This window comes from Chryseobacterium sp. 7 (genome assembly GCF_003663845.1).
In the GTDB taxonomy this organism is placed as follows: domain Bacteria; phylum Bacteroidota; class Bacteroidia; order Flavobacteriales; family Weeksellaceae; genus Chryseobacterium.
Window position 1 is genome coordinate 2,832,128 of record NZ_RCCA01000001.1, and the last position, 26,276, is coordinate 2,858,403.

Below are 26,276 nucleotides of genomic sequence, written 5' to 3' on the forward strand. Positions count from 1 at the left end.
AAATGAAAAAACCAATCATATTAACCCTTATTTTTGCCGGCCTTTCCTCCCTGAATGCACAGGTGGGCATGGGCAAAGCTTCTGTAGACGGAGATGCTATTTTGGATTTCCCTGTTTCTACAACCGGAATTATTCTTCCTATAGTAGAAGCTCTTCCTACGGGTGCAGCGGCTACCGACGGGACGTTTCTTCTGGATAAAACCGATCTTACAATAAAAATGCGACAGAATAATTTATGGGTACCACTATCTGATCCTGGAAGCCTTACAGGAACAATGCCCAATACTTCTGCAGAAACCGGAGGTGGAGTAATTATAGGAGCGGCAAGTTCTCCTGCACAGGGAGTTCTGGTTCTGGAATCTACCACCAAAGCTTTGGTTTTACCTAAAGTGAGTGATCCGGTAAACAATATGAAAAGTCCGGTGGCAGGAACTATCTGTTATGACACTGTAAGCAAAACAATAGCAGTCTTTGACGGAATTAACTGGAGTTTCTGGAAATAGAAACTTTTGATATCATGATGATGGAGTCCGGCACCTTTGGTGCCGGACTTTTTTATGATGAATTCATTTTTTAAATTCAAGCCATTAAAATAGCAATAACCTGGAGTCTTATATACTTTTACTCTTCAATGTTTAAATTGGACAGATATTCTGAAGGAGTAACGCCTTCAATCTGTTTAAATACCCTATTAAATGTGGATTGATTGGAAAATCCTGATTCTGTGTAGATATACATAAGCGTGACTTTGCTGATATCATTCTCCTGAAGCAGCTTCTTCACGTTTTCTATTCTGCAGGTATTAAGATAATGACTGAAATTTGAGAATCCGTTTAATTTAATGGCCTTGGATATGTACAGATTATTGGATTTCAAAATATTAGACAATTGAGAGATGGTAAAACCTACATCTTTATAATAGCCTTGGTATTCTACAATATCCTGTATTTCATTAAACAGGAGGTTATATTTTTCTGTATTTTCAAGGTTGGGATAAGCTACTTTATCTTTTTCGGTGAAGGCTTCTTCTTCGGATATATTAAGATTCTCCTCTTTTTCGGGAAACCCTATTTTAGTCAAAATATTTGCTTCAATTTCAGCTTTCCTTATCTTTTCATTATAATAAAGCAAAAGACCAAATACAGCTATATTGGAGACTCCTACAAAAGTATCTGAGGCTACCATCACTTTCACATCATTCAAAATAAAATAATCAAATACAAAGAAGCGGGTGAGGATACTTACAGCCACAATGATCAGTAAAATATATAAGGTATAAATGTATATATACTTTTTCCCGAGAAAAATGTGAGCACCAAGGGGTACAGGGAGAAGCCACATGGCTGTGGCAGCAGAAAATTTCCAGAAATCCAGCATGATAAACCCGGCAAATAAAGGAGCATAAGAAATATAGAGATGCACCAACACTTTAATATTATAACTTTTCCGGATTATCATAAAGGAATAAAACATGGTAACACAATAGGCCAGCATACATCCCGCAAAAAAAGCATCTTTTATAATAAAATAGAATACAACAGAATAAGCCAGCAATATGCCGGACATGAGATAAACATATTGCGAAATAAGTTTTCTCTTAAGATCATCTACAGATTGATCTCTGAATTCTTTATCATCTGTCATTCTAGTGTATTTCAAAAAATAGCTCACGCAAAATATTAGATATCAAATCATTATAAAATTAAATGAATTTAAAAATTCAATTGAAGCATTCAATTTTTGATTGTTTTTATCTCTTAATTTTGCTAAAGTAAGTTACAAATTTAATAATATATGATTACATTCAAAATGATGGATAATATAAATCAATTTTCAAATTATCATATATAAATCATTATACAAATATAAATGTTGATTATTTAACTCAAATATTACACAAAACCAACATTTAAATCAACCAATATCATATTTAGCGAAAAATACGAAAAAAACGAATTATAGATAATTTAACAAACGATCAAGTTGGTTTATGTCTATGCTTTTCTAAACACACAAAGGATTAAAAAAATTAAAATTTATGATAAAAAAACATTATTTCGAGACTCGCAATTACTTTGTTACACCCCCATTTCAAATCCCTGCTTAGATGAAGTTCAAGAATATACACATTGGTTCAATGATCGACAAGCGGGTAAAGGAATGTGAAACTCCCATGCCCAGAATCTGCAAATTTTTCAACTGTACGGAAGAGGACATTTCGGAAATGTATGCTTCTAAAAGTCTGGATACTGAAATTCTCCTGAAATGGAGTAAAATTTTGGAATATGATTTCTTCAGATTCTATTCTCAAAACCTGATTTTCTATTCTCCCGCATCACCTGCTGTAAAAAACAAAAAAGATAAATCAAACTCAGAGATGCCATATTTCCGGAAGAATATTTATACCAAAGAGGTTATCAATTTTATGCTGGAAATGATTGAATCCGGGAAGAAAACCAAAAGCCAGGTGATCAGTGAATATAATATTCCTAAAACTACTTTATACAAATGGATAGAAAAAAACAAAAAATAGAGCAGCCTTACTATAAAAAGATCTATACGGATATTCTCATCGCGAAGTTCCCGGAAAAACTTGATGAATGTAAATCTATACTCTCGAAAGAAAAACTGGGGGTTTTGGATATTATTCAACTCAATCAGAGGATTTTCGGATCTGAAGAAATCTCTTCAGAAAACCAACGTCTGCGTTCTTATGATGATGAAACCATTATACAGATTTTAGAATATCAGAAAAAATATAAGCTTAATAACACCCAGCTGTCTAACCACTATAAACTCAGCAGAAACACCATTACAAAATGGAAAAGCTGCTTCAAAATTTAGTTTCAGCTTACTAGTTTCCATGCAAACAATATCTTACATTTAACACAACATTAATGAATAAAATTATTTTGACAGTACTGCTCGCCGGTGCTATCATTCCTGCGTGTGCACAAAGCACAGGAAACGTGGGAATCAATACAACCAACCCCGAAAAAGAGCTTACGGTAAATGGTACAATGAAAACATCAGGTATGACCTTAAAAGATCCTCTGGAAAAACTTGGGGCAGATGAAAATTATTCTTTCTTAATTAAATCTCCCGCTCCCCAAAATAAAATCACTTCTTATAATGAGTCTTTTGTACCCACTACCCCGGCGCCTATTAATCTGATTCAGTACAAAATCACTTGTAATAGTGCAGACAAAGATTGGGTAGATGAATATGACACTAAAATTAATTCAAATAAATTTTTAGTTGTTATTGCCTCATATGGCTTTACGCAGCCCGTATTCACTTATACCTCAACTGTAATTACTCCTGTACCCGAAATTTATGCCTACAATACCAATGGTACATGGAAACTCAAAGCTGATTATGTAGGGTTTTCAACAGATGATTCTTTACCTGATGGGGTCTGGACACTCAATTTACTGGTTTTTGACAGAGCTTATGCAAAAGAATTTACCTCTACGCAAACCGTTAACACCTCAGGAACAGGCGCTGCTTCTGCTCCTTTAATCCAATAATAAAAAGAAGATGAAAAAAATAACCACACTTTTATTTGCAACATGTACTTATTTTGGAGCCAGCGCACAAGTGGGAATAAATACAAAAAATCCGCAGGGGATGCTGGATGTTCAGGGAGGAACACTTATTGAATCTTATGTCATTGATACCGCTAATTCAGATGCAACGGGTAACTATTATCTGCTTACGCGTTCAAAAGATACAACACCAGTAGGAAAGGTCAAGCTTCTTGATATTTCTCTTCGAAATGTAGCTCCTGTTAATACATATACTATTATACTTAAAAATGTGAGCCAGACAGATGTTGTCAACCTTAACACAGGCCTGGAAACGGATAAATATGTAGTAGCCATTACCGGAGCCGTTTTCACAGATGCTACAGCGGGGGTAAATACAACAACAAGCGTCACATCATATGGAGCCTATTCTACAGAAATAACCCATGTGTCAAGCGGAGGAAAAACGTATAATGCTGTTAACCTAGGTTTTAAGGGAGCAGGCACAACCTCTGCGCAGAACGGAACCTGGACACTTACACTTTGCGTGTATGAAAAAGCACTCATTAAAGACTGGGGAACTTACACAGGAAGTGTAGACGATTCATTTACAGGAACTTCAACTAACACACCAATAGGACTTCAATAAAATAATATGAAAAAAGTAATTTACAGCACAATTATATTTCTTTTAGGAATATATATTAATGCTCAAAATACAAAAATAGGAATCAATACCACAACACCAGCAGAAACCCTTGATGTAAACGGTTCAAGCCTTACCAATTCTTTATATTTAAGAAATCCTGGTGAACCAGATAAAACGGGAGGTCGTTTCCTTGCTACTTCTAAAAACACCCTGGATTTGTATAATCCTGCGCTTGAAACCAGCGGATTATTTAATTATATGAAGCTTACCATTTCAGGAGTTCCTTCCACAGGCATTACAGATTATGATACTAAAATAGATGCCACTAAATTTCTGGTAGTAGTGCATAATTATTCATTTCAACTTAATAATGGTTCTACAAAAGTTGCTCTTGACTATGGCAGTAACGGCGTTAATGATAACAAACAGGGGTCTCCGAATGTAAATACCTTTAAAAGTAACGGAACCTGGCACATCAGAGCAAATTTTACGAATAGCAGATTAGAACGTTATACCAACCCGAATGGCGCTTACAACAGTTTTAAAGTTGATCTTTATTTAATGGCTTATAAATATCTAATCACAAAACAGAATATTAATGATGATTCCAAAGATCTGGGTGGTACAAACGGATCCGCACAAGTACTGAGCAAGCCTTCCGGTTTTTAATTATTTAAAAAATTAATTTCCGTTCATCAATTTCTAAAAATCTATACAACATCCAAGGCTACTCAGCCCCTGAATCTCCAAGGTCTCATGACTGCGGAGATTTTTTTATCCTGTCAAAATTTAAAATCTTTCCAAGAGTAAGCTCCCAATTTCCTTTATATTAAATTTTCGCTTTACAGATAAAAAACATTCGCTATTTTTTTAGAATTTTTATTTTCCTGAAATAACCTGAAAACTCAATAAATTCAACACTTTTTAAGTATTTTTACCTAATAATATAAATAACTTATGAAAAAATTCATATTGGCGGGAATAGTGACTTTGGGAGGGTTTCTTACTGCAAGTGCACAGTGTAAACCTGTAAACACATTGGTAGAAAATTTCGATGCATGGAAAGACATCAACAAATGCTGGACCACTCAAGGGGGAAAAGCAATGCTTTATGCAAGTGACAAAAAGATTATCTTCTATTCCATGACCAGTCCTGGAGAGAATATGTATCTGGTAACTCCGGAAATAAAAGCAGGCAATTATACTCTAAGCCTTGATATTTCGGATAACGGTGGAGAAACTTCACTGGAGATTTTCTCAGTAGGCAATGCATCTGATGCAAAATCTTACACATCCATTGCTAAAGCCTCTAAAATTTCGGGAGAAAAGAAAACCTATACCATTTCTATCAAAAAAGATACGCATCTGGCATTGAAAGTATTACTGAACGGTGTACATCAGGCTGTTTATGTAGATAATTTCTCTTTGACCCCTAAAAAATAAAGATCACAACATACTAAAAATCATTACACTTAAAAGTATCATTGCTAGCAATGATACTTTTTTATAAAAAGTGATAAAGGAAAATAACATCTCCGGTATAAGCAGGCTTTATATGACCTTTAATCAATAATTTAGCTTCCACAACTGCTTTTACGGTCCCTCTGAGATTCATTACAGACTGTACAGTTGCCTGAAGCCTTACATCGTTATTTACAAGAACAGCATCTCCGAATTTAAAATTCTCTATTCCGTAATTAATTTCCATTTTCACATTTCTCACGTCTGCAATCTGTTTCCAGAGATAGGGAATCAAAGATAATGTTAAATAACCATGCGCAATAGTTGAGTGAAAAGGACCTTCTTTTTCAGCTTTTTCCTGATCCGTATGGATCCACTGATGATCCAAAGTAGCATCTGCAAACCTGTTGATCTGATTCTGATCTATCCTGTGCCAGGAAGACTCTCCAATCATCTTCCCTTCAAGAGACTTATAGTCATTAAAACTATTAATAATTATCATATTTCTGTACCTTAGGATTAAAATATTTATGACAGCTGTTATTCTGCTGTAATAATTGTACCAAGTCTGTATAATAGATTTTATAACCACACTGTTCTCCTCTCTTTTCAAATTATTTAAAAAAACCTCTCACAAAAAGTAAGAGGCTAATGAACGTCATGAAAATAAAAAGTAATTTATATTTCATCAATGTTCTTGTAAACAATATATCCAGATACTGAATCATGGATTTTAATGAGAAAAAATATAAATATGATACTTTATATGGATATCACATAAGATATCCGCTGCTTAAATTTATTATGCCAACTTTACGTTAACAGCATTTAAACCTTTATCTCCTTTTTGTACATCAAAAACTACTTTATCATTTTCACGGACAGATCTTGTGTTTAATCCTGAAGAATGTACAAATATATCTTTACTTCCGTCTGCCGGAGTAATAAAACCGAAGCCTTTTGCTTCATTGAAAAATTTTACGGTGCCTTCTTGCATAGTAATTGTTATTAAAAATTGTGTATTATGATCTGTAAACGCTACAGATTTTATTTATGATACTCCGACAGATATAGTACTGCCTATGAGCGGTTGAATATTTTTAAGTTTCGGATGCTTCAACGTCTTTATTGCTGAAGAAACCGGACCCACCATAATTTCTACAGGATTATTGAGGATCATTTGGGCAAAATGTTTTATGCTTCCAGACATTGTAGCCGAAAAAAACAGGGTTTGCCTTCTTTGGGAAATGAGATCCAATACTTTTTTTATGTCATTAATAAATCCCATATCAAGCATCTTATCTGCATCATCTAGTACGAACAGTTCAATTTTAGAAAGATCAATATGTCTTAGATTTTCTACATCAAGCAGTCTTCTTGGTGTTGCGACCAAAACATCTACCCTTTTTCTCAATGCAGCAAGCTGACTTCCGATAGAAACCCCTTCATATAGGGAAAGCTGAGATAACGGTAAATATTTACTGTAAATTTTAAGATCTTCTTCTATTTGTATCGCCAGTTCTGAGGTAGGGGTAAGTATTAAAGTCCGTATTTCTTTATGATCCGGAGTCTGTCTTTTCAGCAGCTGCAAAATAGGCATAGCAAATGCAGCTGTTTTCCCGGAACCTCTGTCCGCAGACACTGCAACATCTCTTCCCGCCAGAATATGCGGAATTGCAGAATACTGTATTTCAGTAGGTCTGGAATATCCGGCTTCTGTCACCGCACGGATAATGGGATTGATTAGATTTAAATTTTTAAAATTCATTATAAATTCCGGTTTTTCCGGTATTTTACAAACAAATCTGACGATCAGAATTTGATTGGGTATATTATAATGATAAACAAAAAGAGGGTCTTTTTCTGCTCATCCTTTTCTTGCTTCAGCTTCAATAATACTTTTAGATATTAGGGATTACCCGGCAATAACGTGTCGCTCTTATCTACAATAGAACTTTATAATCTTTTATTCGCGTTACGGAAATCAGGAGTATAAATTGGTAGCTGAAAAAGCAAACTGAAAGAAAAAATGTGATTTTAAACTATGCAGAATAGCAAAGGCAGTGACCTGTTTTTATAAATGTTCAGCAAACTTACAATAAAAAAAGACAAACATCACTGTATTTAATTAACTGATAATCAAAAATATATTCGTACCTTCTGCAAATAACCCGAATTGTTTGGCAGCGCAGATGATTTTAAACTACGAAACATGCAGACTTCTTCCCCACTAGCAGCACCCTGCCCCCAAACATCAGACTCACAAACTACACCGCATGTAAGAATTGCCTATTTCATTATGGTACACCATAAGCCTGAAATATTTAAAGACATGTTTCAGAAGATCTATGCAAGGGATCAGTTTTATCTTATCCATATTGACAGAAAAGCCAAACCTGATTTTATAGAAGAAATACAGCAGTATATCATTCAGTTTCCCAATGCTTACATTCTGGACAGTATCAATATTGTTGCAGGAGGATTTAATATAGTTCAGGCTGAACTGAATGCTATGGAATTTCTTTTAAATGTAAGCAAAGAATGGGATTATTTTATTAATCTAAGCGGTGAAGATTATCCCCTGAAATCACAAAATATCATCCGTAAATTTCTTACCCTCAATAAGGGCCGAAATTATCTTTTCTACTATGACCAGAAGTTTTACAGGCCAGATACCCTGCAGAGAATACAAAACCATTTTACGGAATTAGCCTATATTATTTCAACTTTCATCTACAAAAGAGCTTTTATGAAGGATGTGACACCTTATATTGGTGGAAAATGGTTTATTTTCACCAGAGAAACCTGTACATTTCTGACCAATAATAAAATGGTAATGGATTTTGAGGATTACTATCTCCATACTTTTTTACCAGCAGAATCTTTTTTTCAGACTGTCCTTATGAATACATCATTTAATGATATTATTATCAATGACGATAAAAGAGCGGTACTTGAGAAATCCATTTTTCAAACAACACAGAGTATATCTAATTATATTAAATCTTTAAAATCCGGCAATCAGCTTTTTATCAGAAAAGTCAACAAGAAAACGGATGAAAGTATCAGAAAATACATGAACGAAAATTATCTTACCCCCCTTCCCTATGTGAATGAAATTGAAAGGGAGCTAAAAAGGGATAATCGTCAAAACAATTGATTTTTGACCAGCTCATCCAGAGTTTTTAAAACAGATCCCGCTCAATGTTTTTGCGCTAAATCATTATATTTGAAAAAACATCATAAAACCTGTTTTCTCCGAATAAAAATATGGAAAAAAAGCTGACACCGGAACATTTAAAATTGATAACCTTAGAAAGTCAGGGATTAACACGAAATACACCTTTCGGAGCCGGAAAAACTGCAGTTTTGAATACTTTGGAACACCTCGGATATATACAGATTGATACGTTATCTATGGTAGAACGGGCTCATCATCATACGCTTTGGACAAGAATCCCGGATTTCCAGGCAGATTATCTGGAAGAACTGGTGGAAGAACGTAAGGTATTTGAATATTGGTTCCATGCTGCTTCCTACCTTCCCATGAAGGATTTCCGGTATGTTTTGCCCCAAATGCTGGTCATTAAACGAGGTGAATCCCGTTACTATAATGCTGATCCTAAAGTGATGGAATATGTAACAGATACCATCCGAAATGAAGGGCCTAAAAGAGCAAGAGATTTTGAAAATGAAAGTCATAAAGCAGGTAGCTGGTGGAACTGGAAACCTGCTAAATTAGCTCTTGAAAGACTTTTCATGCAGGGTGATCTGATGATAAGCGGACGTTCCGGAATGCAGAAAACGTATGATCTTGCGGAGAGAGTATTACCGTCTTCCATTGATACTACAGAGCCTACCTCACTTGAACTTGCAGAATATCTGGTAAAAACCAATCTGAGAGCTTACGGATTTACCACTTTAAAACAAATCACTCATCTTCGGAAAGGAAATGATTTAAAGAAAAACGTTACTCAGGTTTTACAGGCTATGCTGGAAGAAGGATCAATATCTCAGGTCAAAATAGAAGGATTGTCTTCTGCTTTTGTTCAGAATGATGTCTTTGAAAAGACATTTAATCTTAAAAATTCCAATATCTGGCTGCTGTCTCCTTTTGATAACGCTATTATTCATCGAGATAGAATCAAGCAGGTCTTTGATTTTGATTTCCGCCTGGAATGTTATACACCAAAGGAAAAAAGACAATACGGCTATTTCTGCCTGCCTATTTTGTTTGGAGATCAGTTTATCGGAAGGGTTGACTGTAAAGCACACAGAAAAGAAAAGAAGCTGGAACTTATTCATTTACATATCGAAAACAGTGCGATAGAAACTGAGTTATGGCTTAAACCTTTCGTAGAAACATTACGGCGTTTTGCCATTTTCAATAACTGTGAATCATTGGTTCTTACAAAGGTAAGCCCATCAAAATTGGGTGCTAGTGTAAAAAAAGAATTGTCAGGATTAAAGTTTAAAAAGTAATAGGTGGCTATTTAAAAGACAAATCACATTATTGACTTCAATAATGTGATTTTATTTTTTTCAGGATGATCCCGCTTAGTTTAATTTCTGATTTGTTTTCTGAACAAAATCATTCCATTGCTGATTCAGGTAACTGACTGCTTTCTTTTTCTCATTATCATTCAAAGAAGAGTAATTAATAGAATTGAATACCAGTTTTTTTAATGCTTTCACACCCAGTTCCCAATAGACCTGTGTCACCCAGAAATCATAGCTCAGTCCTGTGTATCCATATACAGACGGATCATCACTGCTGATCGAGCATTGCACTCCATTGCTTAATAAAACCCTTGCAGGGTGGTTTCTCAGATCACTTACATATCCTAAGATCTGATTACTAATCGGACTTACCTCTACCAGCTTGTTCTGTTTTCTGATCTGTTCCATGGTTTTTGGGAAGTAAATAAGATTCAGTCCGTGACCAATTCTTTTATTATTTAACAGAGCAACATCCAGAATATTTTTATTCAGGATAGAATTACTTTCTCCGGCATGAAGGAAAAGAGGCAGTTCTACTCCGTACTTTTTACTAAGTCCACTCATTTGTGTCCAGCTTTTCTCAAAAAAGCTGATGTTATGCCCGGCAGCTTCATCTGCTACAAGATCAAAACCTGAGATCATATCCGGAAATTCTTTTTTCATTTCAAATGCCGTTTCCAGCTGCTTCTCAATGCTTTCATTATCCAAGAATTTAAAACTTGAATAGATTAATTTCAAAGTGAACTGCGGATCAGATTTGTGTATTTCTTTAAGAATATCCTGCAGATCCGTGATGGACGTTTTCAAAGGATATTTCCCGTGCTGAAAATCATAAAGTTCATCAAAGATATACCTGATTTCTACGTGCTGTACTTTGTCTTTTATTAAATCCTGAAATCCTTTCAGATAATATTCTTTAAAGAAAGGACGATATGGAAGCAGCAGACTGATGCGTTTAAAACGTTTTTCAAATTCAATCCAATAATCTGTGTAAGAACATAAACTATCTCTTTTCAGTGTTAGAAGATCTTGTAATTCTTTTTCAAAACCGGGTGTTGAAGCCAGTTTTTTCTCAAGGCTTACAAATCCGGCCGGGACTTTTCCCTTTTCAAAAAATCCAAGCTGTCCGAAAATAAACTGGTCATTATCTTTCTGATCGAAAACATAGCATTCCTGATATTTTCTCGCTGCCGAAATAATCCATTTCACATCTGTAATTCCTCCGCTATGTGTATGCAGCAATCCTCCTTTTGGCATGGTCTGAAGAACTTCAAACAGCTTGCTGCCTTCTATTAATGGTTTTAATTCATTAAAAGAACTGTTATATAAAGATATTTTCTTTGCATCTGTATCACTAAGAAGCTGTTTACGGAGCTGGAATAGTTTTTTGTCCAACGCCATTTCTGCATCGGATAATTGTATATCAGCATCAAATGCCATCGCCTCGTTTTCTTTCTCTGACAGCGACAGGTTCTGCTGGTATACAGATTTTTCATTCACTTTATTTTGTCCCCAAAATAAGGGTGCTCCCAAAAGTGATATATAGATAAGGTATTTTTTCATCATAATATAGGTGGGGTTTGTACTATCGGTTATGTCTTAACCGATAAAAGTAGCTTGTTACAGCAAAAATTGTGCAAAATAAAGCTATTTCAAAAATAAGATTAATTTTTCTGTAAAAAACCTTCCTATATTTCTTTTCTATTACAAATGATTCTTTGTTTTTTTGCGGGGATCTGAAAGATAATAATGCCATAATATCATAGATGCTACTGACCGGAAAGGTGTCCATTGTTCCGTAATTTCCAGAATTTCATCTCTGGTAACTGTGGGAGAAAGCTTTTTCAGACGCTTTAATGCATTGACAGCTGCGAGGTCTCCAATAGGAAAAATATCTGTTCTTTGGAGTGTAAACATTAAATAGACATCAATGGTCCAGTTTCCGATGCCTTTTAGCCGGATTAATGTTTCCCGAACTTCATCATTAGACATTACTGCTATTTTTTCAAGGTTGATTTCTCCATTTACAATCGCCTGAGCCAGCCCTCTTATATAAATTGTTTTCTGACGGCTTACGTAGCACGCTCTCATTTCATCATCGCTGAGTTTTAGGATCTGCTCCGGGGTTAATTCTTTTGTTTTTTCTTTTAACTGTTGCAGTGCTGCCAATGCTGATGCTAATGAAACCTGCTGTTCCAGAATAATATGAACAAGCGTTTCAAAAGTATTTCCTCTTGTCCACATTGGAGGATAGCCATGGGCTTCAAGAACTGATTTTAAATCATGATCATAATGGGCTAAATGCTCACACAGATTATGGAAATTTTCTGAGTTGAATGTTTCAGCTTCTATTTCAGGATGTTTAATATTTTTATTCATCATAGGTATTTTGGGTTAAAATAAAGAAGGCATTGTAAATCCCTTTTCCAGATCCAGAAGAATGGATTTATTTTTTAAACCTCCTGCAAAACCTGTAAGTTTTCCGGACGCTCCAATGATCCTGTGGCAGGGAACGATAATAGATATCGGATTTTTGTTTAAAGCGCCGCCTACAGCACGAACCGCTTTCACATCACCCAGAATTTTTGCCAGCTCACCATAGGTTTTTGTATTTCCGTATGGAACTTTTAATAATGATTCCCAGACTTTTACCTGAAAATCGGTTCCTTTAAAATCCAGCGGTACGGTAAAAACGGTTCTGCTGTTTTCAAAATATTCTTTCAGCTCCTTTTCTGTTTGTACAATAATCGGATGATCATCTTTTTTTAAAGGATCAGAAAGTTTTGTTCTTATATAATCTTCTCTTTCCCAGATAATGGCAGCAAGACCTTTATCAGACGCAATAACTCTGATTAAACCTACAGGCGAGTTTACATCTTTATAGAACAATTGAATCGGATTTTCCATCATGCTTTTATAACTTTTTGATTATTTTCTTTTACGGGCTCAGAAGCGGGTAATATTTGCAGCATCAGCCCTACTATTGCCAGACAGATGAGTACACAAATAATTCCAAAGTGATAGGCCGTCTGCCAGCTTTCCTTCGAAAAATAGAAAAATACTCCGCCAATCACGCTTACACCTAATGCTGAAGCGGTCTGCTGAAAGGTAGAATATATTCCTGCCGCACCTCCTGCATATTGTGGCGGAACATTTTTAAGGGCAACATTCAGTAATGAAGGAAGAACAAGACCATTTCCGAACCCCCATACTGCCATCAACCCTATTACCAATCCGGTACTGATTCCAGGTTTCCAAAGCGTCATCTGGAGATAAAATGCGATGAAAAGAATTACTACTCCTACCTGCAATACTCTCTTCCCGTATTTTACGATCAGACGTGATGCCATTACAGACGAAACGACAAACAGAATTCCCGGTGCAATAAAATATAATCCGGAATCCAACGCTGAAATTCCAAGCCCGTTCTGAAGATACACAGCACTTAGTAATAAATAGGCGGTATGAAGCATAAAGTGAAACAAAACTGCTGTGAGCCCGATATTGAAGTCTTTTATTTTGAATAACCTGACATCTATTAAAGGGTTACCGTTTTTACTCAACTTATTTTTTTGGTTATAGATAAAAATACCAAACAGAATAAAGGACAGAATCAAAAGTGCGAAACTCCACAAAGGCCATCCGGATTCCCTTCCCTGAATCAGCGGGTAAATAAGGGAAAAAAGCGCAAACGTTAGAATTATAATTCCTGTGTAATCAAATTTTGTATTTTCATGTTTGGGGGTTTCAGTGACATATTTATGGGTTGCCCAAAGAGTAATAATTCCTATGGGAAGATTAATAAAGAAAACCAGCCTCCAGCCTTCTATCACCCAATGGGTGTCTGATAAATATCCTCCGAGCACCTGGCCAATTGCGGCAGCCGTTCCCAGTGTAATTCCATAGAGTCCAAAGGCTTTTGCCCGTTCTTTTGTATCTGTAAAAAGCACCTGAATGAATGCAATAGTCTGCGGAACCATAAATGAAGCACTTAATCCCTGAAAAAAACGTGTGACATTCAATTGTAATGCTGATTGTGACAATCCGCATAAACAGGACGCCACTGTAAAAGCCAGCATTCCCCAGAAGAACACTTTTTTCCTGCCAAAATGATCTCCTGCCCTTCCTCCGGTAATCAGAAATGCGGCATAACCCAAAAGATATCCGGCAATAACAAACTGCATTTCGCCATCGTTAGCATGAATTCCTTTTTTAATAGTAGGAATGGCTATATTGATAATAAATACATCAATCACAGAAAGTAAAGGGGCAGCCAAAACAATAATCAGTTCCAGCCATTTATTATTGGTAGTTTTCATTTTAAATCAGTTTTTGAATAATTTTCTTTGCAGACTGTATCTCGTCCGGCTTTTTAAAAACCGATGCTGTAACGATAGAACCTTCCAGCATTACATAAATTGTTTCAGCCAATTCTTCGTCTGAGAGGATCTTTTTATGGTCTGAATTTTTAACAAGCATTTTTATAAATTCTTTACTGTGAATTTTAGTTTTCTGAATTTCTGCCAAAACCCTCGGGTCACTTGTTCCGGCTTCATCATTGGCTTTAACAAACGGGCAGCCACCATACTGTCTGATTTCCTGCCTTTGAGTATGATGATCAAAAATGGCTAATAGCTTTTCTTTTGGATCATGAACTGCATTTAGACTGGCTTCCAATCTGCTGAACCAAAGTTGATGCATACGCTGAATATAGGCAATCAGTAAGTCTGTTTTTGTTTCAAAATGCTTGTATAATGAAGCTTTTGCAATATCAGATTCGCTGATAATCTGATTAATTCCGGTATTACTATACCCCTGTTCGTAGAATAATTTTTCTGCGGTATCTAAAATTTTGTCAATAACAACCTGACCTCTCTGTTTCATAAAACAAAGATATGCATTAAATAGACAGATTTGTCTATTTAATGTTTTAACTTTTCTCTATTTATTTCATTGATTATTTCTTTCATTATTCAAATAAGTCCATAACATCAATGCTATGGACTTATATTTTTAAAATTATTTCAGATTTTTTACTGAAAAGAAGTTCTGAATTCTAATGGGGAAAGCCGGGTTTTATTTTTAAACAGTTTAGTAAAAGACTGTGGATGCCCAAAACCCAATTCGTAGGCAATCTCACTTACGGATAAGTCCGTTGTAGAAAGCTTTTCTTTTGCCTTTTCAATCAGTTTTTCATGGATCAGCTGCTGGGTACTTTGCCCGGTAAGCGTTTTCAAAAGCCTGCTGAGATAATTGGGAGAAATCCCGAGTTCAACAGCAACCAACTGCACTGTAGGCAATCCTTTTAAAATCAAATCCTTATCATTTAAATAATCATCTAACAAAACTTCCAAACGGTCCAGAATGGTATGATTGGTCATTTTTCTGGTGATAAACTGGCGTTCGTAGAACCTTTCGGAATAATTGAGCAGTGTTTCAATATGCGAAATGATAATATTCTGACTGAATTTATCGATAACCAAATGATATTCCTGTTCAATATTTTCTATAATTCCGTTAATGGTAAGTTCTTCTTTTTTTGAAAGAAACAGGGCTTCATTCACAGAATAATCAAAAAAATCATATTGCTTTATGGTCTTGCCCAGTGAGGTATGCCACAGAAAATCCGGATGAATCAGCAGCATCCACCCAGATTGATTTTCCTGTACATGGGAATCTGTTTCAATTCTAAAAATCTGGTTCGGGGAAATAAAAAATAGCGTTCCTTCATCAAAATCATACTCCTGTTGACCGTATTTTAATTTTCCGTTCATTCCTATTTTTAAAGAAATCTGGTAAAAATCCAGAATCCAGTTGACTTCGCCTATATCGGCGGGCCGTTTTACCTCTTTATAATCAATCACGCTAATCAACGGATGTTCAGGAGGTGGTAATCCTCTTGAACGGTGAAATTCTGTGATGGTTTTTATTCTTTTAACAGCCCGCTTTTCCATATCTATAAAATTACAAATTGTTTTTACAGTGAACACTGTCCATTTCTTCTGAATGTAGTTTTCAACTTTTGTGGTTAAAGTAATAATTTGCTTATTCTTAAACATTTTAGAAACTTAGATAAACTTCTTTCATGAAAGAATATTTTCTTCATCCTATTAAAATGTTTAAAAACTTTTGTGACTTTTGTGGTTTGATATTTACTCTTCATCATTTTTATAAACAGCAGCAAATTCCTTTGCAAAATCTTCCAGTTTTACCTTTCCTAAAATGGGTTGATGCTGATTATAATCTTCATATAAAATTCCGCTTCCCTGACTTGCCTGAGTTTCTACAAAACCTTTAGCTACCTGCTCATTAAATCCAATTTCCAGCCAGTTTTTCAATAATTCTTCATCTGAAATCACTTTCCACTGAAGATCTGGTTTTCCGATGGCATCACCCAAAGCTTTTGCAATTTCATTAGGAGAAACTTCATCACTGGCTACGTACCGTACCGTTCTTCCTTCAAATGACTTTTCAGTTTCCTCTGCTACAACGGCTGCAATATCCAGCGGAGAAACCCAGGACTCTTTCCGATCTCCTCCCCAGTTGGAAATAATAGCCCCTTTGTTTTTGATCGTGCTGATGAATGAAAACATATTGAAATAAATACCTACCGGACGAATAAATTTAATGGCAACATCATCCGGAAGCTGCTCTAGGATCTGCTCTACATAATGATGAAATACAATAATCCCCGTTCCTTTATCTGTATGAGCTCCAATACTGCTGAGATGGATAATTTTTTTCACTCCTGAACGCTCTACAGCAGTTTTGTAATGATGACCAATTTCACTGATCTTTCCGATAAAATCAATGTTTTTATCAAATAAATCACCTGCCGCTTCCATGGTTTCCATAAGATAGACAATATCTGCTCCGGTAAATGTTTCGGTGAGAAAACCTGGATCAAACATACTGCCTATAGCGGCTTTTGCGCCTAAAGCTTCAATAGCTTCCCTTCTCTTTTCATTACTGCTGATCACCGTTACCGAGTGTCCTTTTTCTACCAGTTCTTTGGTAAGCGGCTTTCCAATGTTCCCGATGGAACCTGTTAAAACAATATTCATTTTTTTATTTTTTTGTTGGTGTAAAATTCCGGAATGCTCCTAAAGAAAACTTCGCCGGATCTATCTTCTTCTTAGTCAAAAAGAAAATCTGAAAAATAAATGTATTTTTTTCATCAAACAAGGCACTTTTTAACACTTTTTTAATCTACAATGGTTGCACCTGGTGGTAACTTTGCCTACCTTTGTACTGGGATGCGGAAAAGGTTTTATCAATATTTATACAGTCTGTTGTTTGCGTGGCTTACCGTTTTAGGTTGGTATTACGGGCAAATTCAGCAGTATATTTCAACAGATATTTCTTCAGGCCTTCACTTTACTACTGATCTTCTGGTTCATCAGAAAAAAAGCATTGATGATTCTTTTGCGTTTATCAATAACCATGAGGCCAATGATGCTTACAATATCAGCCACCCCCGCTACAACAAAATCAGAGCAAATCTTTCTGAAAACGACAACGAAAATGATGAAAATGTAGAAACATTCGGTTCTACAGAATTTCTTGCGCTTTTCAAAGATGGGTTCTGGCACTTGATTTCGGGCTTCGTCACTACTTTTCACAACAGACAAATTGCTGTTTCACTCGCTCAGTCAGAACATTTAAAACCTTTACACGATGATCTGTACATCCAGTACAGGGTCATCAGACTGTGATTTTATACTAATTTTTCCGAAAACTTTTTATTAGGCTTTCAAATCTTATTTGAGAGCTGGTAACTCTATTTTTTCAATTATAAATTATTATAAAAACAATATTTATCATGGTCAAGAAAAGTCTCATGTATATCAACTTGTGCCTTATTTTCTTGTTTGCAGGCTGTCAATCTGAAAAAAAAGAAAAAACAGAAGCAGCGTCATTCAACGTTACAAGCCCGCTTATAAAAGATACTTTGGTTAACAAAGATTATGTTGCGCAAATCCGTTCTATTAATCATATTGAGCTTCGTGCACAGGAAAAAGGATACATCCAGTCTATTTATGTAGATGAAGGGCAGTTTGTACAGAAAGGACAGCTGATGTTTAAAATCATGCCTAATCTTTATGAATCTGATGTAAACCGCGCCAAAGCGGAAACCAAATATGCAGAAATCGAATATCAGAATACCAAAAACCTTTCCGATAAAAACATCGTTGCTCCTCAGGAAATGGCTATGGCTAAGGCAAGATATGAAAAAGCTCAGGCCGAGCTTTCTTCAATGAATACCCATTTGAGATTCACAGAAATTCGAGCTCCCTTTACTGGTATTGTAGGAAAATTACATGTAAGAAAAGGAAGCCTTGTAGATGAAGGCGAGCTGGTAACTGAACTTTCAGATAACAGTAAAATGTGGGTATACTTCAATGTACCGGAAGCTGAATATCTTAATCAGATGGATGCTAAAAAAGATAACAGTCCAATGCATGTACGCCTGAGAATGGCCAACGGCAAAGAGTTCACCCAGGACGGTATTGTACAAACCATTGAATCTGATTTTGATAATGAAACAGGAAACATCGCTTACAGGGCTACTTTCCCGAATCCAAAAGGACTTTTGAGATACGGTGAAACCGGAAATATCGTCATCACATCACCTTATGCCAATGCCATGATGATTCCACAGAAAGCTACTTTTGAAGAGCTGGAAAAGAAGTATGCCTATGTGATCGGTAAAGATGGTGAAGTACATGCAAGAGAAATAAAGGTTGCTGCTGAACTACCACACATTTATGTAGTTTCTTCAGGGCTTGGAAAGGATGAAAGAATCCTTCTGGAAGGTCTTAGAATGGTTCAGGAAAACCAAAAGATCAGCTCAAAGTATCAAAACCCTGAAAAAGTAATGTCTAATCTGGATCTGTACGCCGAGTAACCCAAAATCAGCATTATGTTTAAAAAAGTAATACACCGACCGGTTTTCGCCATTGTGATATCGGTTGTCATCCTGTTTATGGGAGGTATCGCCATGAAGCAGCTTCCGACGGAACAGTTTCCAAAAATTGCCCCTACCACAGTAGCTGTTTCCATTGCCTATCCGGGTGCTAGTGCAGACGTTTTGGTAAAATCTTCTTTGATTACGATTGAAAATGCCATCAATGGAGTTCAGGGAATGCGTTACATCACTACTGATGCTACCAGTGCGGGAGAAGCCACAGTAAATGTTGTCTTTGATCCAGGAACCGATCCCAACGAAGCGGTGGTTCTGGTAAAAACCAGAGTAGATCAGGTAATGCCTTTATTACCGGAGCTTGTACAGAAAGAAGGAGTGGTTGTAAACCCGATTCAACCGAGTATGCTGATGTATGTAAATCTCTACAGTACCAATAAAAGTATGGATGAGAAATTCCTGTACAACTATTCTATGGTGAATATCATCCCGGAAATAAACCGTATTCACGGGATTGCAAAGTCTCAGATTCTGGGAAGCCGTAGATATGCAATGCGTATATGGCTGAACCCTGACCGTATGCGTGCTTATTCTATTTCTGTAGATGAGGTGATGAAAGCTATTGGTGAACAAAGCATCATCGGACGTCCGGGAAGAATCGGGCAAAGTTCCGGTATTGCAGCACAGTCGCTGGAATATGTATTGACTTATAAAGGACAGTACAACAAACCGGAAGAATATGAAAATATTATTGTACGTTCCAATGCAGAAGGAGAAAATGTAAAGCTAAAAGATATAGCCAAAGTAGAGCTCGGGAGTGAATTCTTTGATATTTATTCCAATCTTGATGGGCACCCTTCCGCTTCTATCGTTTTAAAACAAAATTATGGAAGTAATGCCAATGACGTAATCAGAGATGTGAAAGCGAAACTGGTAGAAATGAAAGGAAACTTTCCACCGGGTGTTGATTACAAAATCAGTTATGACGTTTCACAATTTCTTGATGCTTCTATTGAACAGGTAATGCATACGCTAAGAGATGCATTTATCCTTGTGGCTATTGTAGTTTTCATTTTCCTTGGTGACTGGCGTTCTACGTTAATACCTATTATTGCCGTACCTGTTTCTTTGATTGGAACTTTCTTTGTAATTCAGTTCTTCGGATTAACCATTAACCTTGTTACCCTTTTCGCATTGGTATTAGCAATTGGTATTGTGGTTGACAACGCGATTGTAGTAATAGAAGCTGTTCACGCCAAAATGGAAGACAGTAATATTACACCTTACAAAGCGGTAAAAGAAGTAATGGGTGAAATTGCAGGGGCTATTATTGCTATTACAGCCGTTATGGTAGCTGTTTTCATTCCTATTTCATTTATGACAGGCCCGGTGGGAACTTTCTACCGTCAGTTTTCCATTACGATGGCTAGTTCTATTGTGATTTCAGCGGTAGTAGCGCTTACTTTAACTCCGGTTTTAGCTGCAATGCTATTGAAAAATCATCATGGTAAGCCTAAGAAAATCAATATTTTCACAAAAGCTTTAGACTCATTCAATAGCGGGTTTGATAAAATAACAGGAAAATACGCCTCATTCCTTAGAAAAATTGTAAGCCGAAAGGTCGTAACATGGGGAATTCTGATTGTTTTCTGTGCCGGAATTGTGATGATTAATAAAGTGCTTCCAGGCGGATTTATCCCTAATGAAGACCAGGGAACCATTTATGCTATTATCCAGACTCCTCCGGGTTCTACACTGGAGCAAACCAATAAGGTTTCCCGAACATTGCAGAAAATATGTATGGAAGTAGACGGTGTGGAATCTGTATCATCCCTGGCAGGGTATGAAATCATGACAGAGGGACGAGGCTCAAATGCAGGAACCTGTTTAATTAACCTTAAAAGCTGGAACGACCGTGATCATTCTGTAAAGGAAATCATGGAAGAACTGGAAGAAAAATCAAAAGACCTTGGAGCTACCATTGAATTCTTTGAGCCACCGGCAGTACCAGGATTCGGGTCTTCAGGAGGTTTCTCCATGAGACTTCTGGACCTGAACAGAACGACTGATTATCAAGAGTTTGATAAAGCCAATAAAGATTTCATTGCACAGCTTAAAAAACGAAAGGAACTTTCAGGAGTGTTCACCTTCTTTGCGGCCAATTATCCTCAGTATGAACTGGTATTTGATAATAATGCAGCAATGCAGAAAGGTGTCTCTATCGGAAAAGCGATGGATAACCTCAACATTCTGATCGGTAGTACCTATGAACAGGGCTTTATCCGTTTCGGACAGTTCTTTAAAGTCTACGTACAGTCGTCTCCTGAATTCAGAAGACTTCCTACGGATATTATGAATCTGTATGTGAAAAACGACCGTGATGAAATGGTTCCTTATTCAGCATTTATGACGATGAAAAAGACACAGGGACCTAACGAAATCACCCGTTACAACATGTACAATTCAGCGGCAATACGTGGACTTCCGGCTTCAGGATATACAACGGCTGATGCTATTCAGGCCATCAATGAAACCGCTGCCAAAACACTTCCTCACGGATACAAAGTAGCTTGGGAAGGATTGTCTTACGATGAGGCACAGCGTGGTAATGAAGCCATTTATGTCTTCCTTGTTGTTCTGGTATTCGTTTATCTGGTTCTTGCAGCTCAGTATGAAAGTTTCCTGATTCCGTTTGCAGTACTCTGCTCTTTACCTGTGGGAGTTTTCGGGTCTTTCTTATTATTAAAAGCCATGGGACTTGAAAATGATATCTATGCACAGGTAGGATTGATCATGATTATCGGATTACTGGGTAAAAATGCGGTACTTATTGTGGAATTTGCCGTGAAAAGACGTCAGGCTGGAGATTCTATCCTTGATGCTGCTGTAGAAGGCTCCAAGGCCCGTTTCAGACCAATTTTAATGACCTCTTTTGCCTTTATTGCGGGATTGGTTCCGCTTGTTTTTGCAAGAGGTGCCGGAGCCATCGGAAACCACACCATTGGAGCATCTTCACTGGGAGGAATGCTGATAGGAACGCTATTCGGAGTGATTGTAATTCCGGGGCTCTACTACATATTTGCCAAATGGTCTGATGGCAAAAAAATGATTAAAGACGAAGATGAATCTCCATTAAGCGAAGACATGATCCATTATGAATAAAAGAAAAATATATCAATATGCAGGTCTGGCAGTCTTCTTACTAAGTCTTACTGCCTGTAAACCTATCGAAATAGAACAGCGTGCTGAAAATAAAACCGTCCCTGAAAAATACGGCTCAGCAGAAAATGACACCATCAATACAGGAAAAATGAAGTGGAATGAGTATTTTAGTGATCCTCATCTTCAGGAGCTGATCAGTCAGGCTCTTCAAAATAATCAGGAACTGAATATTGTCCTTCAGGAAATTGAAATGTCTAAAAATGAAATAAAAGCCAAGAAAGGTGAATATCTTCCGTCTGTAGGTTTAAAAGCCGGAGCCGGAGTAGACAAAGTAAGCCGATACACCAATATCGGAGCGATGGAAGCCAATACTGAAATAGAGCCCGGCAGAGAAATGCCGGAACCTTTATTTGACTTTGGTGTCGGTGCCCAGGCACATTGGGAAACAGATATCTGGGGAAAACTCCATAATGCTACAAAAGCACAAATACAAAGGTATCTTGCAAGCATTGAAGGAAAGAACTTCATGACGACTCATCTTATTTCTGAGATTGCAGATTCTTATTATGAACTGCTAGCAATGGATAAGGAACTGGTTATATTGAATCAGAATATCAAAATTCAGAATGATGCACTGGATATTATCAAAGAGTTAAAAAAGAATGCCCGTTCCAATGAACTGGCTGTACAGAGATTTGAAGCCCAGGTTCTGAAAACTCAGGGAATGCAGTATGACATCCAACAGAAGATTGTTGAAACTGAAAATAAGATCAATTATCTGGTGGGAAGATTTCCTCAATCTGTGGAAAGAAGTCAGAACTCTTTTGATTCTGTTGTTCCGCAAGCAGTGTATGGAGGGATTCCTTCTGAACTACTGGAAAACCGCCCGGATATCAAACAGGCTGAATATGAACTGGCGGCTGCCAAGCTTGACATCAAAGTAGCCAAAGCAAGGTTCTACCCTTCTCTTGATCTTTCTGCCGGAGTGGGATTACAGGCTTTTAATCCGTTGTATATCATCAAACCTCAGTCGTTTCTGTTTTCTCTTGCGGGAGAACTTACAGCTCCCCTGATCAACAGAAGAGCAATTAAAGCAGCTTATAATAATGCTAATGCAAAACAGATTCAGGCAGTGTATCACTATGAACAGACTGTTTTGGGAGCTTATATTGAGGTTGCGAATCAGTTGTCTAAAATCCATAATCTGGAAAGCAGCGTGAATATCAAAACAAAGGAAGTGAATGCTTTAACCAAGTCCATCGATATTTCCAACGATTTATTCAAATATGCCCGTGCTGATTACATGGAGGTTTTACTGACTCAAAGGGATGCCCTGGAATCAAGATTTGAGCTGGTAGAAAAGAAAGTGAACCAGCTTAAAGCAAGTGTTGCTGTATATAGAGCACTTGGTGGCGGCTGGGATCAGAAACCTTTGGATGTTCCGGATATTACCAAACAATAAATTCTTTTCAATCTTGTTTTTATAGGAGTCTGCCGAGAGGCAGGCTTCTTTTTTAAGCTTGCGTTAAAGCCAAATGAAGTTTTTATTCTTTATTAAACCGGCTCCCTTCGACTAAGCTCAGGATACTGATCCGTTCCTATTCAATACTACGGTTTTAATCACATATGTTTAATAAATACATATATTTGGAAATATTTCAGCTTTTTCAAAAAACAGATAAATGATAACCATTAAAAAATTGTTTCTCACAGGTGTATTTTCTACCCTGTTATCTATCACAGCAACAGCTCAGAAAAAAGACACTTATACTCATAAAATTGACAGTATTATCACTGCTTCCAGCCCAATACAATTCAACGGAGTGGTTTTGGTAGCGCAAAAAGGAAAAGTACAATACTTGAAAACGAATGGCTACAGGAATTTTGAGAAAAAAATTCCGTTGAAAGCAGATGATCAGTTTGAAATTATGTCGAATTCTAAACAGATAACTGCTGTTTTGATTTTACAGGCCGCAGAACAGGGAAAACTGAACCTTCATACTCCTATCAAAAAATACCTTCCTTCTCTTACACAAACCTGGGCAGATACGGTTACGATACATCATCTCCTGAACCATACTCACGGTATCACAGATAAGGAAAAACCCTCAGTCTTTAAAGCAGGTTCCCAATTCAAATATGGCAACCTTTCCTATATGATGCTTGGGGAAATCCTAAAAAACACAACCGGAAAAAGCTTCACAGAACTTGCCAATTCCCTTTTCAAAAAATTGAAAATGAATTACACTTTTGTTTATAATACAAAGAATAAACAATCTCCTGTTCCCGGATATATGAACGAAAATAATCAGTTTGAAATAGTGAAAGAATCTTTTCTTAATGATAATATAGTTCCTGCTGCAGGAATTATTTCTACAGTTCAGGATCTTGCAAAATGGGATCAGGCATTGTTTAAAGGAAAACTTCTGTCTCCGGAGTTTCAAAAACAGATGCTGACACCTTCCACCAGCTCTCAGCATAATGTATTTGGAAAAGAAAGCATGGGATTTGGGTATAATGTAAGGTTTATCAAAGAAGCTGGTCTGGATTATTACGCAGTGACGGGGCTTGGTGATGGCTTTACCTGCCTGAATGTGTACTTCCCTTCCACAGATACCACTTTGATCATCCTTGAAAATCAAATGCCTGAAAACCGTGAATACTGGAGTTTTAAAGAAGCCGCAATAAAGAATGCAGTTCTAAAAGCAATTACGACCCAGTAAGCAAATCAAAAGATTCTCTTATAAAGTAACTGCTATAAGTTTTTAAATAAACACTATTAAATTTTATCGGAGATAAAATCCTTGCCTTTTATAGCAACTTTTTAATAATATTTTGCGCCTTTGTGATTTTCCAATTAAATCTTTCATAGTTATGTTTTTTAGAAAACGTAAAGGCGCAAAGCTTTTTTAATTCTATATGTAATTTTAAGCCGCAAAAAAATCAAAAATTTTCAGCAAGGATACCAGGATAATACCTCAATTTTTGAACATCTATCCTGAAAATTCTAGAGATTATACAATTTTTTTCAAGACTTTCATTTTAATTATTTTCAGTTTCCAGAAATAAGTTATTATAAAACTGTTAATGACAGTTTCAGCATTAGGTTTTCCGCTTATTTTATAGTAGTTTATCTATAAAACCGCATTTTTAACATTTATTTCAAATTAATTTTAGATTCAGCTGTATTCAGTCAATATTCAATCTGTTTTTCAGTACATTACATACTGTTAACTATTATAAACTTGGTTATGGTTAAAATCTACACTTCTGCATAAAAAACAATTAATAAAATGATTATCAATACATTAAATAAACAATGAAATCCATAGCATCAACAGATAATCTCCTATCGATATTAAAAAAAAATATTACTTTTGCCTGAATTAATAAAGTTGCTTTTTTGCTTTTTTATTAGTAAATTTATGTACACCAAGTAATAAAACATTAAAATTCATTTTATGAGAAAAATAATTCTACTTATTACATGTATGTTCGGTATTTCAGTTTTCTCACAGATTAAAGTGTTGAAGAATGAAAGTTTGGTGGAAATTGGTAAAGATAATTCCGTTGGTCTATATAAAAAGGAAGATAAATTTACATTCAACTACCAGGATCTGAACACCAGCAACCTGAATACAATCCGATCTTTTTCTTTCCAGAACCTTAATGGTGATGTTTCCGGGTTATATAAAATGATCATGGATGGCTTTATTAGCCCTCCAGATGAGAATATTGTATTGGAGCTTCCTAATGATATCATAGAACTTCATTACGAAAAAAACTACGGCCAGCAGACCGTACAGTTTATTCAGGTCATCAACAAGAACCGAAAATACATCGGAAAATCACAGTTTTTGACCCAAAAACAGGTAGAGAAGGTTTTCGGAAGAACCAATGGTAAGTATGCCATGTATGATAAACCTGCTTCTGTAAACCCGGCAGTCAATAAAGGAAACGGAAATACAGCATCTACTGCAGCTCCTGCAACCGGCGGAACCAAGAAAAAATCAAGAAAATAATTATATTTTATAAATATTGTGAAACTCATTCT

26 protein-coding genes are annotated in these 26,276 nt (G+C 36.3%); 15 read left to right on the plus strand and 11 right to left on the minus strand.

The annotated features are described in order from the left end of the window. The first annotated feature begins 2 nt into the window (after window positions 1-2). A complete protein-coding gene (locus CLU97_RS13095; RefSeq protein WP_121488320.1) occupies window positions 3-503 on the plus strand; it encodes a hypothetical protein in 501 nt (166 codons plus the stop codon). A gap of 118 nt (window positions 504-621) precedes the next feature. Here the strand turns inward: CLU97_RS13095 and CLU97_RS13100 are convergent, their stop codons facing one another. Then, on the minus strand, window positions 622-1,644 hold the full coding sequence (locus tag CLU97_RS13100; RefSeq protein WP_121488321.1) for a helix-turn-helix domain-containing protein: 1,023 nt from the start codon (window positions 1,642-1,644) through the stop codon (window positions 622-624). A gap of 463 nt (window positions 1,645-2,107) precedes the next feature. On the opposite strand from CLU97_RS13100, the gene CLU97_RS13105 reads away from it, so the two are divergent. The 6 genes from CLU97_RS13105 (at window position 2,108) to CLU97_RS13130 (ending at window position 5,619) form a co-directional block, all read left to right on the plus strand. Beyond that, complete coding sequence (locus tag CLU97_RS13105; protein WP_121488322.1) at window positions 2,108-2,533, plus strand: helix-turn-helix domain-containing protein; 426 nt, start codon at window positions 2,108-2,110, stop codon at window positions 2,531-2,533. Beyond that, a complete protein-coding gene (locus CLU97_RS13110) occupies window positions 2,509-2,844 on the plus strand; it encodes a helix-turn-helix domain-containing protein (protein WP_121488323.1) in 336 nt (111 codons plus the stop codon). Before CLU97_RS13105 ends, CLU97_RS13110 begins: the two co-directional genes overlap by 25 nt. Window positions 2,845-2,897: 53 nt before the next feature. After that, on the plus strand, window positions 2,898-3,530 hold the full coding sequence (locus CLU97_RS13115) for a hypothetical protein (RefSeq protein WP_121488324.1): 633 nt from the start codon (window positions 2,898-2,900) through the stop codon (window positions 3,528-3,530). A 10-nt stretch (window positions 3,531-3,540) separates the two neighbouring features. Beyond that, window positions 3,541-4,176 carry a hypothetical protein gene (locus CLU97_RS13120; protein ID WP_121488325.1) on the plus strand — a complete coding sequence of 212 codons (636 nt, stop codon included), beginning with the start codon at window positions 3,541-3,543 and terminating at the stop codon, window positions 4,174-4,176. Window positions 4,177-4,182: 6 nt separating this feature from the next. After that, window positions 4,183-4,845 carry a hypothetical protein gene (locus CLU97_RS13125; RefSeq protein WP_121488326.1) on the plus strand — a complete coding sequence of 221 codons (663 nt, stop codon included), beginning with the start codon at window positions 4,183-4,185 and terminating at the stop codon, window positions 4,843-4,845. A 288-nt stretch (window positions 4,846-5,133) separates the two neighbouring features. Next, complete coding sequence (locus tag CLU97_RS13130) at window positions 5,134-5,619, plus strand: hypothetical protein (RefSeq protein ID WP_121488327.1); 486 nt, start codon at window positions 5,134-5,136, stop codon at window positions 5,617-5,619. A gap of 61 nt (window positions 5,620-5,680) precedes the next feature. Here the strand turns inward: CLU97_RS13130 and CLU97_RS13135 are convergent, their stop codons facing one another. The 3 genes from CLU97_RS13135 to CLU97_RS13145 all read right to left on the minus strand — a co-directional run bounded on the left by CLU97_RS13135 (window position 5,681) and on the right by CLU97_RS13145 (window position 7,405). Continuing rightward, window positions 5,681-6,139: a MaoC family dehydratase gene (locus CLU97_RS13135; RefSeq protein WP_121488328.1), complete on the minus strand. Its 459-nt coding sequence runs from the start codon at window positions 6,137-6,139 to the stop codon at window positions 5,681-5,683. Between the two features lie 300 nt (window positions 6,140-6,439). Further along, complete coding sequence (locus CLU97_RS13140) at window positions 6,440-6,634, minus strand: cold-shock protein (RefSeq protein ID WP_121488329.1); 195 nt, start codon at window positions 6,632-6,634, stop codon at window positions 6,440-6,442. A gap of 54 nt (window positions 6,635-6,688) precedes the next feature. Next, window positions 6,689-7,405, minus strand: coding sequence for a DEAD/DEAH box helicase (locus tag CLU97_RS13145; protein ID WP_228437697.1), 717 nt, complete (start codon window positions 7,403-7,405; stop codon window positions 6,689-6,691). A 444-nt stretch (window positions 7,406-7,849) separates the two neighbouring features. On the opposite strand from CLU97_RS13145, the gene CLU97_RS13150 reads away from it, so the two are divergent. Both CLU97_RS13150 and CLU97_RS13155 read left to right on the plus strand, forming a co-directional pair. Continuing rightward, window positions 7,850-8,797: a beta-1,6-N-acetylglucosaminyltransferase gene (locus CLU97_RS13150; protein WP_121488331.1), complete on the plus strand. Its 948-nt coding sequence runs from the start codon at window positions 7,850-7,852 to the stop codon at window positions 8,795-8,797. Window positions 8,798-8,907: 110 nt separating this feature from the next. Next, window positions 8,908-10,119, plus strand: coding sequence for a winged helix-turn-helix domain-containing protein (locus tag CLU97_RS13155; protein ID WP_121488332.1), 1,212 nt, complete (start codon window positions 8,908-8,910; stop codon window positions 10,117-10,119). A 75-nt stretch (window positions 10,120-10,194) separates the two neighbouring features. On the opposite strand, the gene CLU97_RS13160 is transcribed toward CLU97_RS13155, so the two are convergent. The 7 genes from CLU97_RS13160 to CLU97_RS13190 form a co-directional block, all read right to left on the minus strand. Then, window positions 10,195-11,703: an adenosine kinase gene (locus CLU97_RS13160; protein ID WP_121488333.1), complete on the minus strand. Its 1,509-nt coding sequence runs from the start codon at window positions 11,701-11,703 to the stop codon at window positions 10,195-10,197. Between the two features lie 138 nt (window positions 11,704-11,841). Beyond that, window positions 11,842-12,519, minus strand: a complete 678-nt coding sequence (locus CLU97_RS13165) for a DNA-3-methyladenine glycosylase family protein (RefSeq protein WP_121488334.1) — start codon at window positions 12,517-12,519, stop codon at window positions 11,842-11,844. Window positions 12,520-12,531: 12 nt separating this feature from the next. After that, window positions 12,532-13,047, minus strand: coding sequence for a methylated-DNA--[protein]-cysteine S-methyltransferase (locus CLU97_RS13170; RefSeq protein ID WP_317125985.1), 516 nt, complete (start codon window positions 13,045-13,047; stop codon window positions 12,532-12,534). Continuing rightward, the gene (locus CLU97_RS13175) at window positions 13,044-14,456 is read right to left on the minus strand and encodes an MFS transporter (protein WP_121488335.1); all 1,413 of its coding nucleotides are present in this window, start codon (window positions 14,454-14,456) and stop codon (window positions 13,044-13,046) included. The genes CLU97_RS13170 and CLU97_RS13175 overlap by 4 nt, the downstream gene beginning before the upstream one ends. 1 nt (window position 14,457) lies before the next feature. Beyond that, window positions 14,458-15,021 (minus strand): TetR/AcrR family transcriptional regulator, encoded by a 564-nt coding sequence (locus tag CLU97_RS13180; protein WP_121488336.1) that lies wholly within the window; start codon window positions 15,019-15,021, stop codon window positions 14,458-14,460. Between the two features lie 149 nt (window positions 15,022-15,170). Then, window positions 15,171-16,091, minus strand: a complete 921-nt coding sequence (locus tag CLU97_RS13185; protein ID WP_121489745.1) for an AraC family transcriptional regulator — start codon at window positions 16,089-16,091, stop codon at window positions 15,171-15,173. A 198-nt stretch (window positions 16,092-16,289) separates the two neighbouring features. Further along, complete coding sequence (locus tag CLU97_RS13190; protein ID WP_121488337.1) at window positions 16,290-17,201, minus strand: SDR family oxidoreductase; 912 nt, start codon at window positions 17,199-17,201, stop codon at window positions 16,290-16,292. 150 nt (window positions 17,202-17,351) lie between these two features. Between CLU97_RS13190 and CLU97_RS13195 the strand changes: the two genes are divergently transcribed. The 6 genes from CLU97_RS13195 (at window position 17,352) to CLU97_RS13220 (ending at window position 26,244) form a co-directional block, all read left to right on the plus strand. After that, window positions 17,352-17,852, plus strand: a complete 501-nt coding sequence (locus tag CLU97_RS13195) for a hypothetical protein (RefSeq protein WP_121488338.1) — start codon at window positions 17,352-17,354, stop codon at window positions 17,850-17,852. A 107-nt stretch (window positions 17,853-17,959) separates the two neighbouring features. After that, the gene (locus tag CLU97_RS13200) at window positions 17,960-19,045 is read left to right on the plus strand and encodes an efflux RND transporter periplasmic adaptor subunit (RefSeq protein ID WP_121488339.1); all 1,086 of its coding nucleotides are present in this window, start codon (window positions 17,960-17,962) and stop codon (window positions 19,043-19,045) included. Between the two features lie 15 nt (window positions 19,046-19,060). Next, window positions 19,061-22,222 (plus strand): efflux RND transporter permease subunit, encoded by a 3,162-nt coding sequence (locus tag CLU97_RS13205; RefSeq protein ID WP_121488340.1) that lies wholly within the window; start codon window positions 19,061-19,063, stop codon window positions 22,220-22,222. Next, entirely contained in the window at window positions 22,215-23,684 is a 1,470-nt protein-coding gene (locus CLU97_RS13210) for a TolC family protein (protein ID WP_121488341.1), read from the plus strand. The genes CLU97_RS13205 and CLU97_RS13210 overlap by 8 nt, the downstream gene beginning before the upstream one ends. A gap of 220 nt (window positions 23,685-23,904) precedes the next feature. After that, window positions 23,905-24,945, plus strand: a complete 1,041-nt coding sequence (locus tag CLU97_RS13215) for a serine hydrolase domain-containing protein (protein ID WP_121488342.1) — start codon at window positions 23,905-23,907, stop codon at window positions 24,943-24,945. Between the two features lie 738 nt (window positions 24,946-25,683). Further along, window positions 25,684-26,244, plus strand: coding sequence for a hypothetical protein (locus CLU97_RS13220; protein WP_121488343.1), 561 nt, complete (start codon window positions 25,684-25,686; stop codon window positions 26,242-26,244). Window positions 26,245-26,276 lie beyond the last annotated feature (32 nt).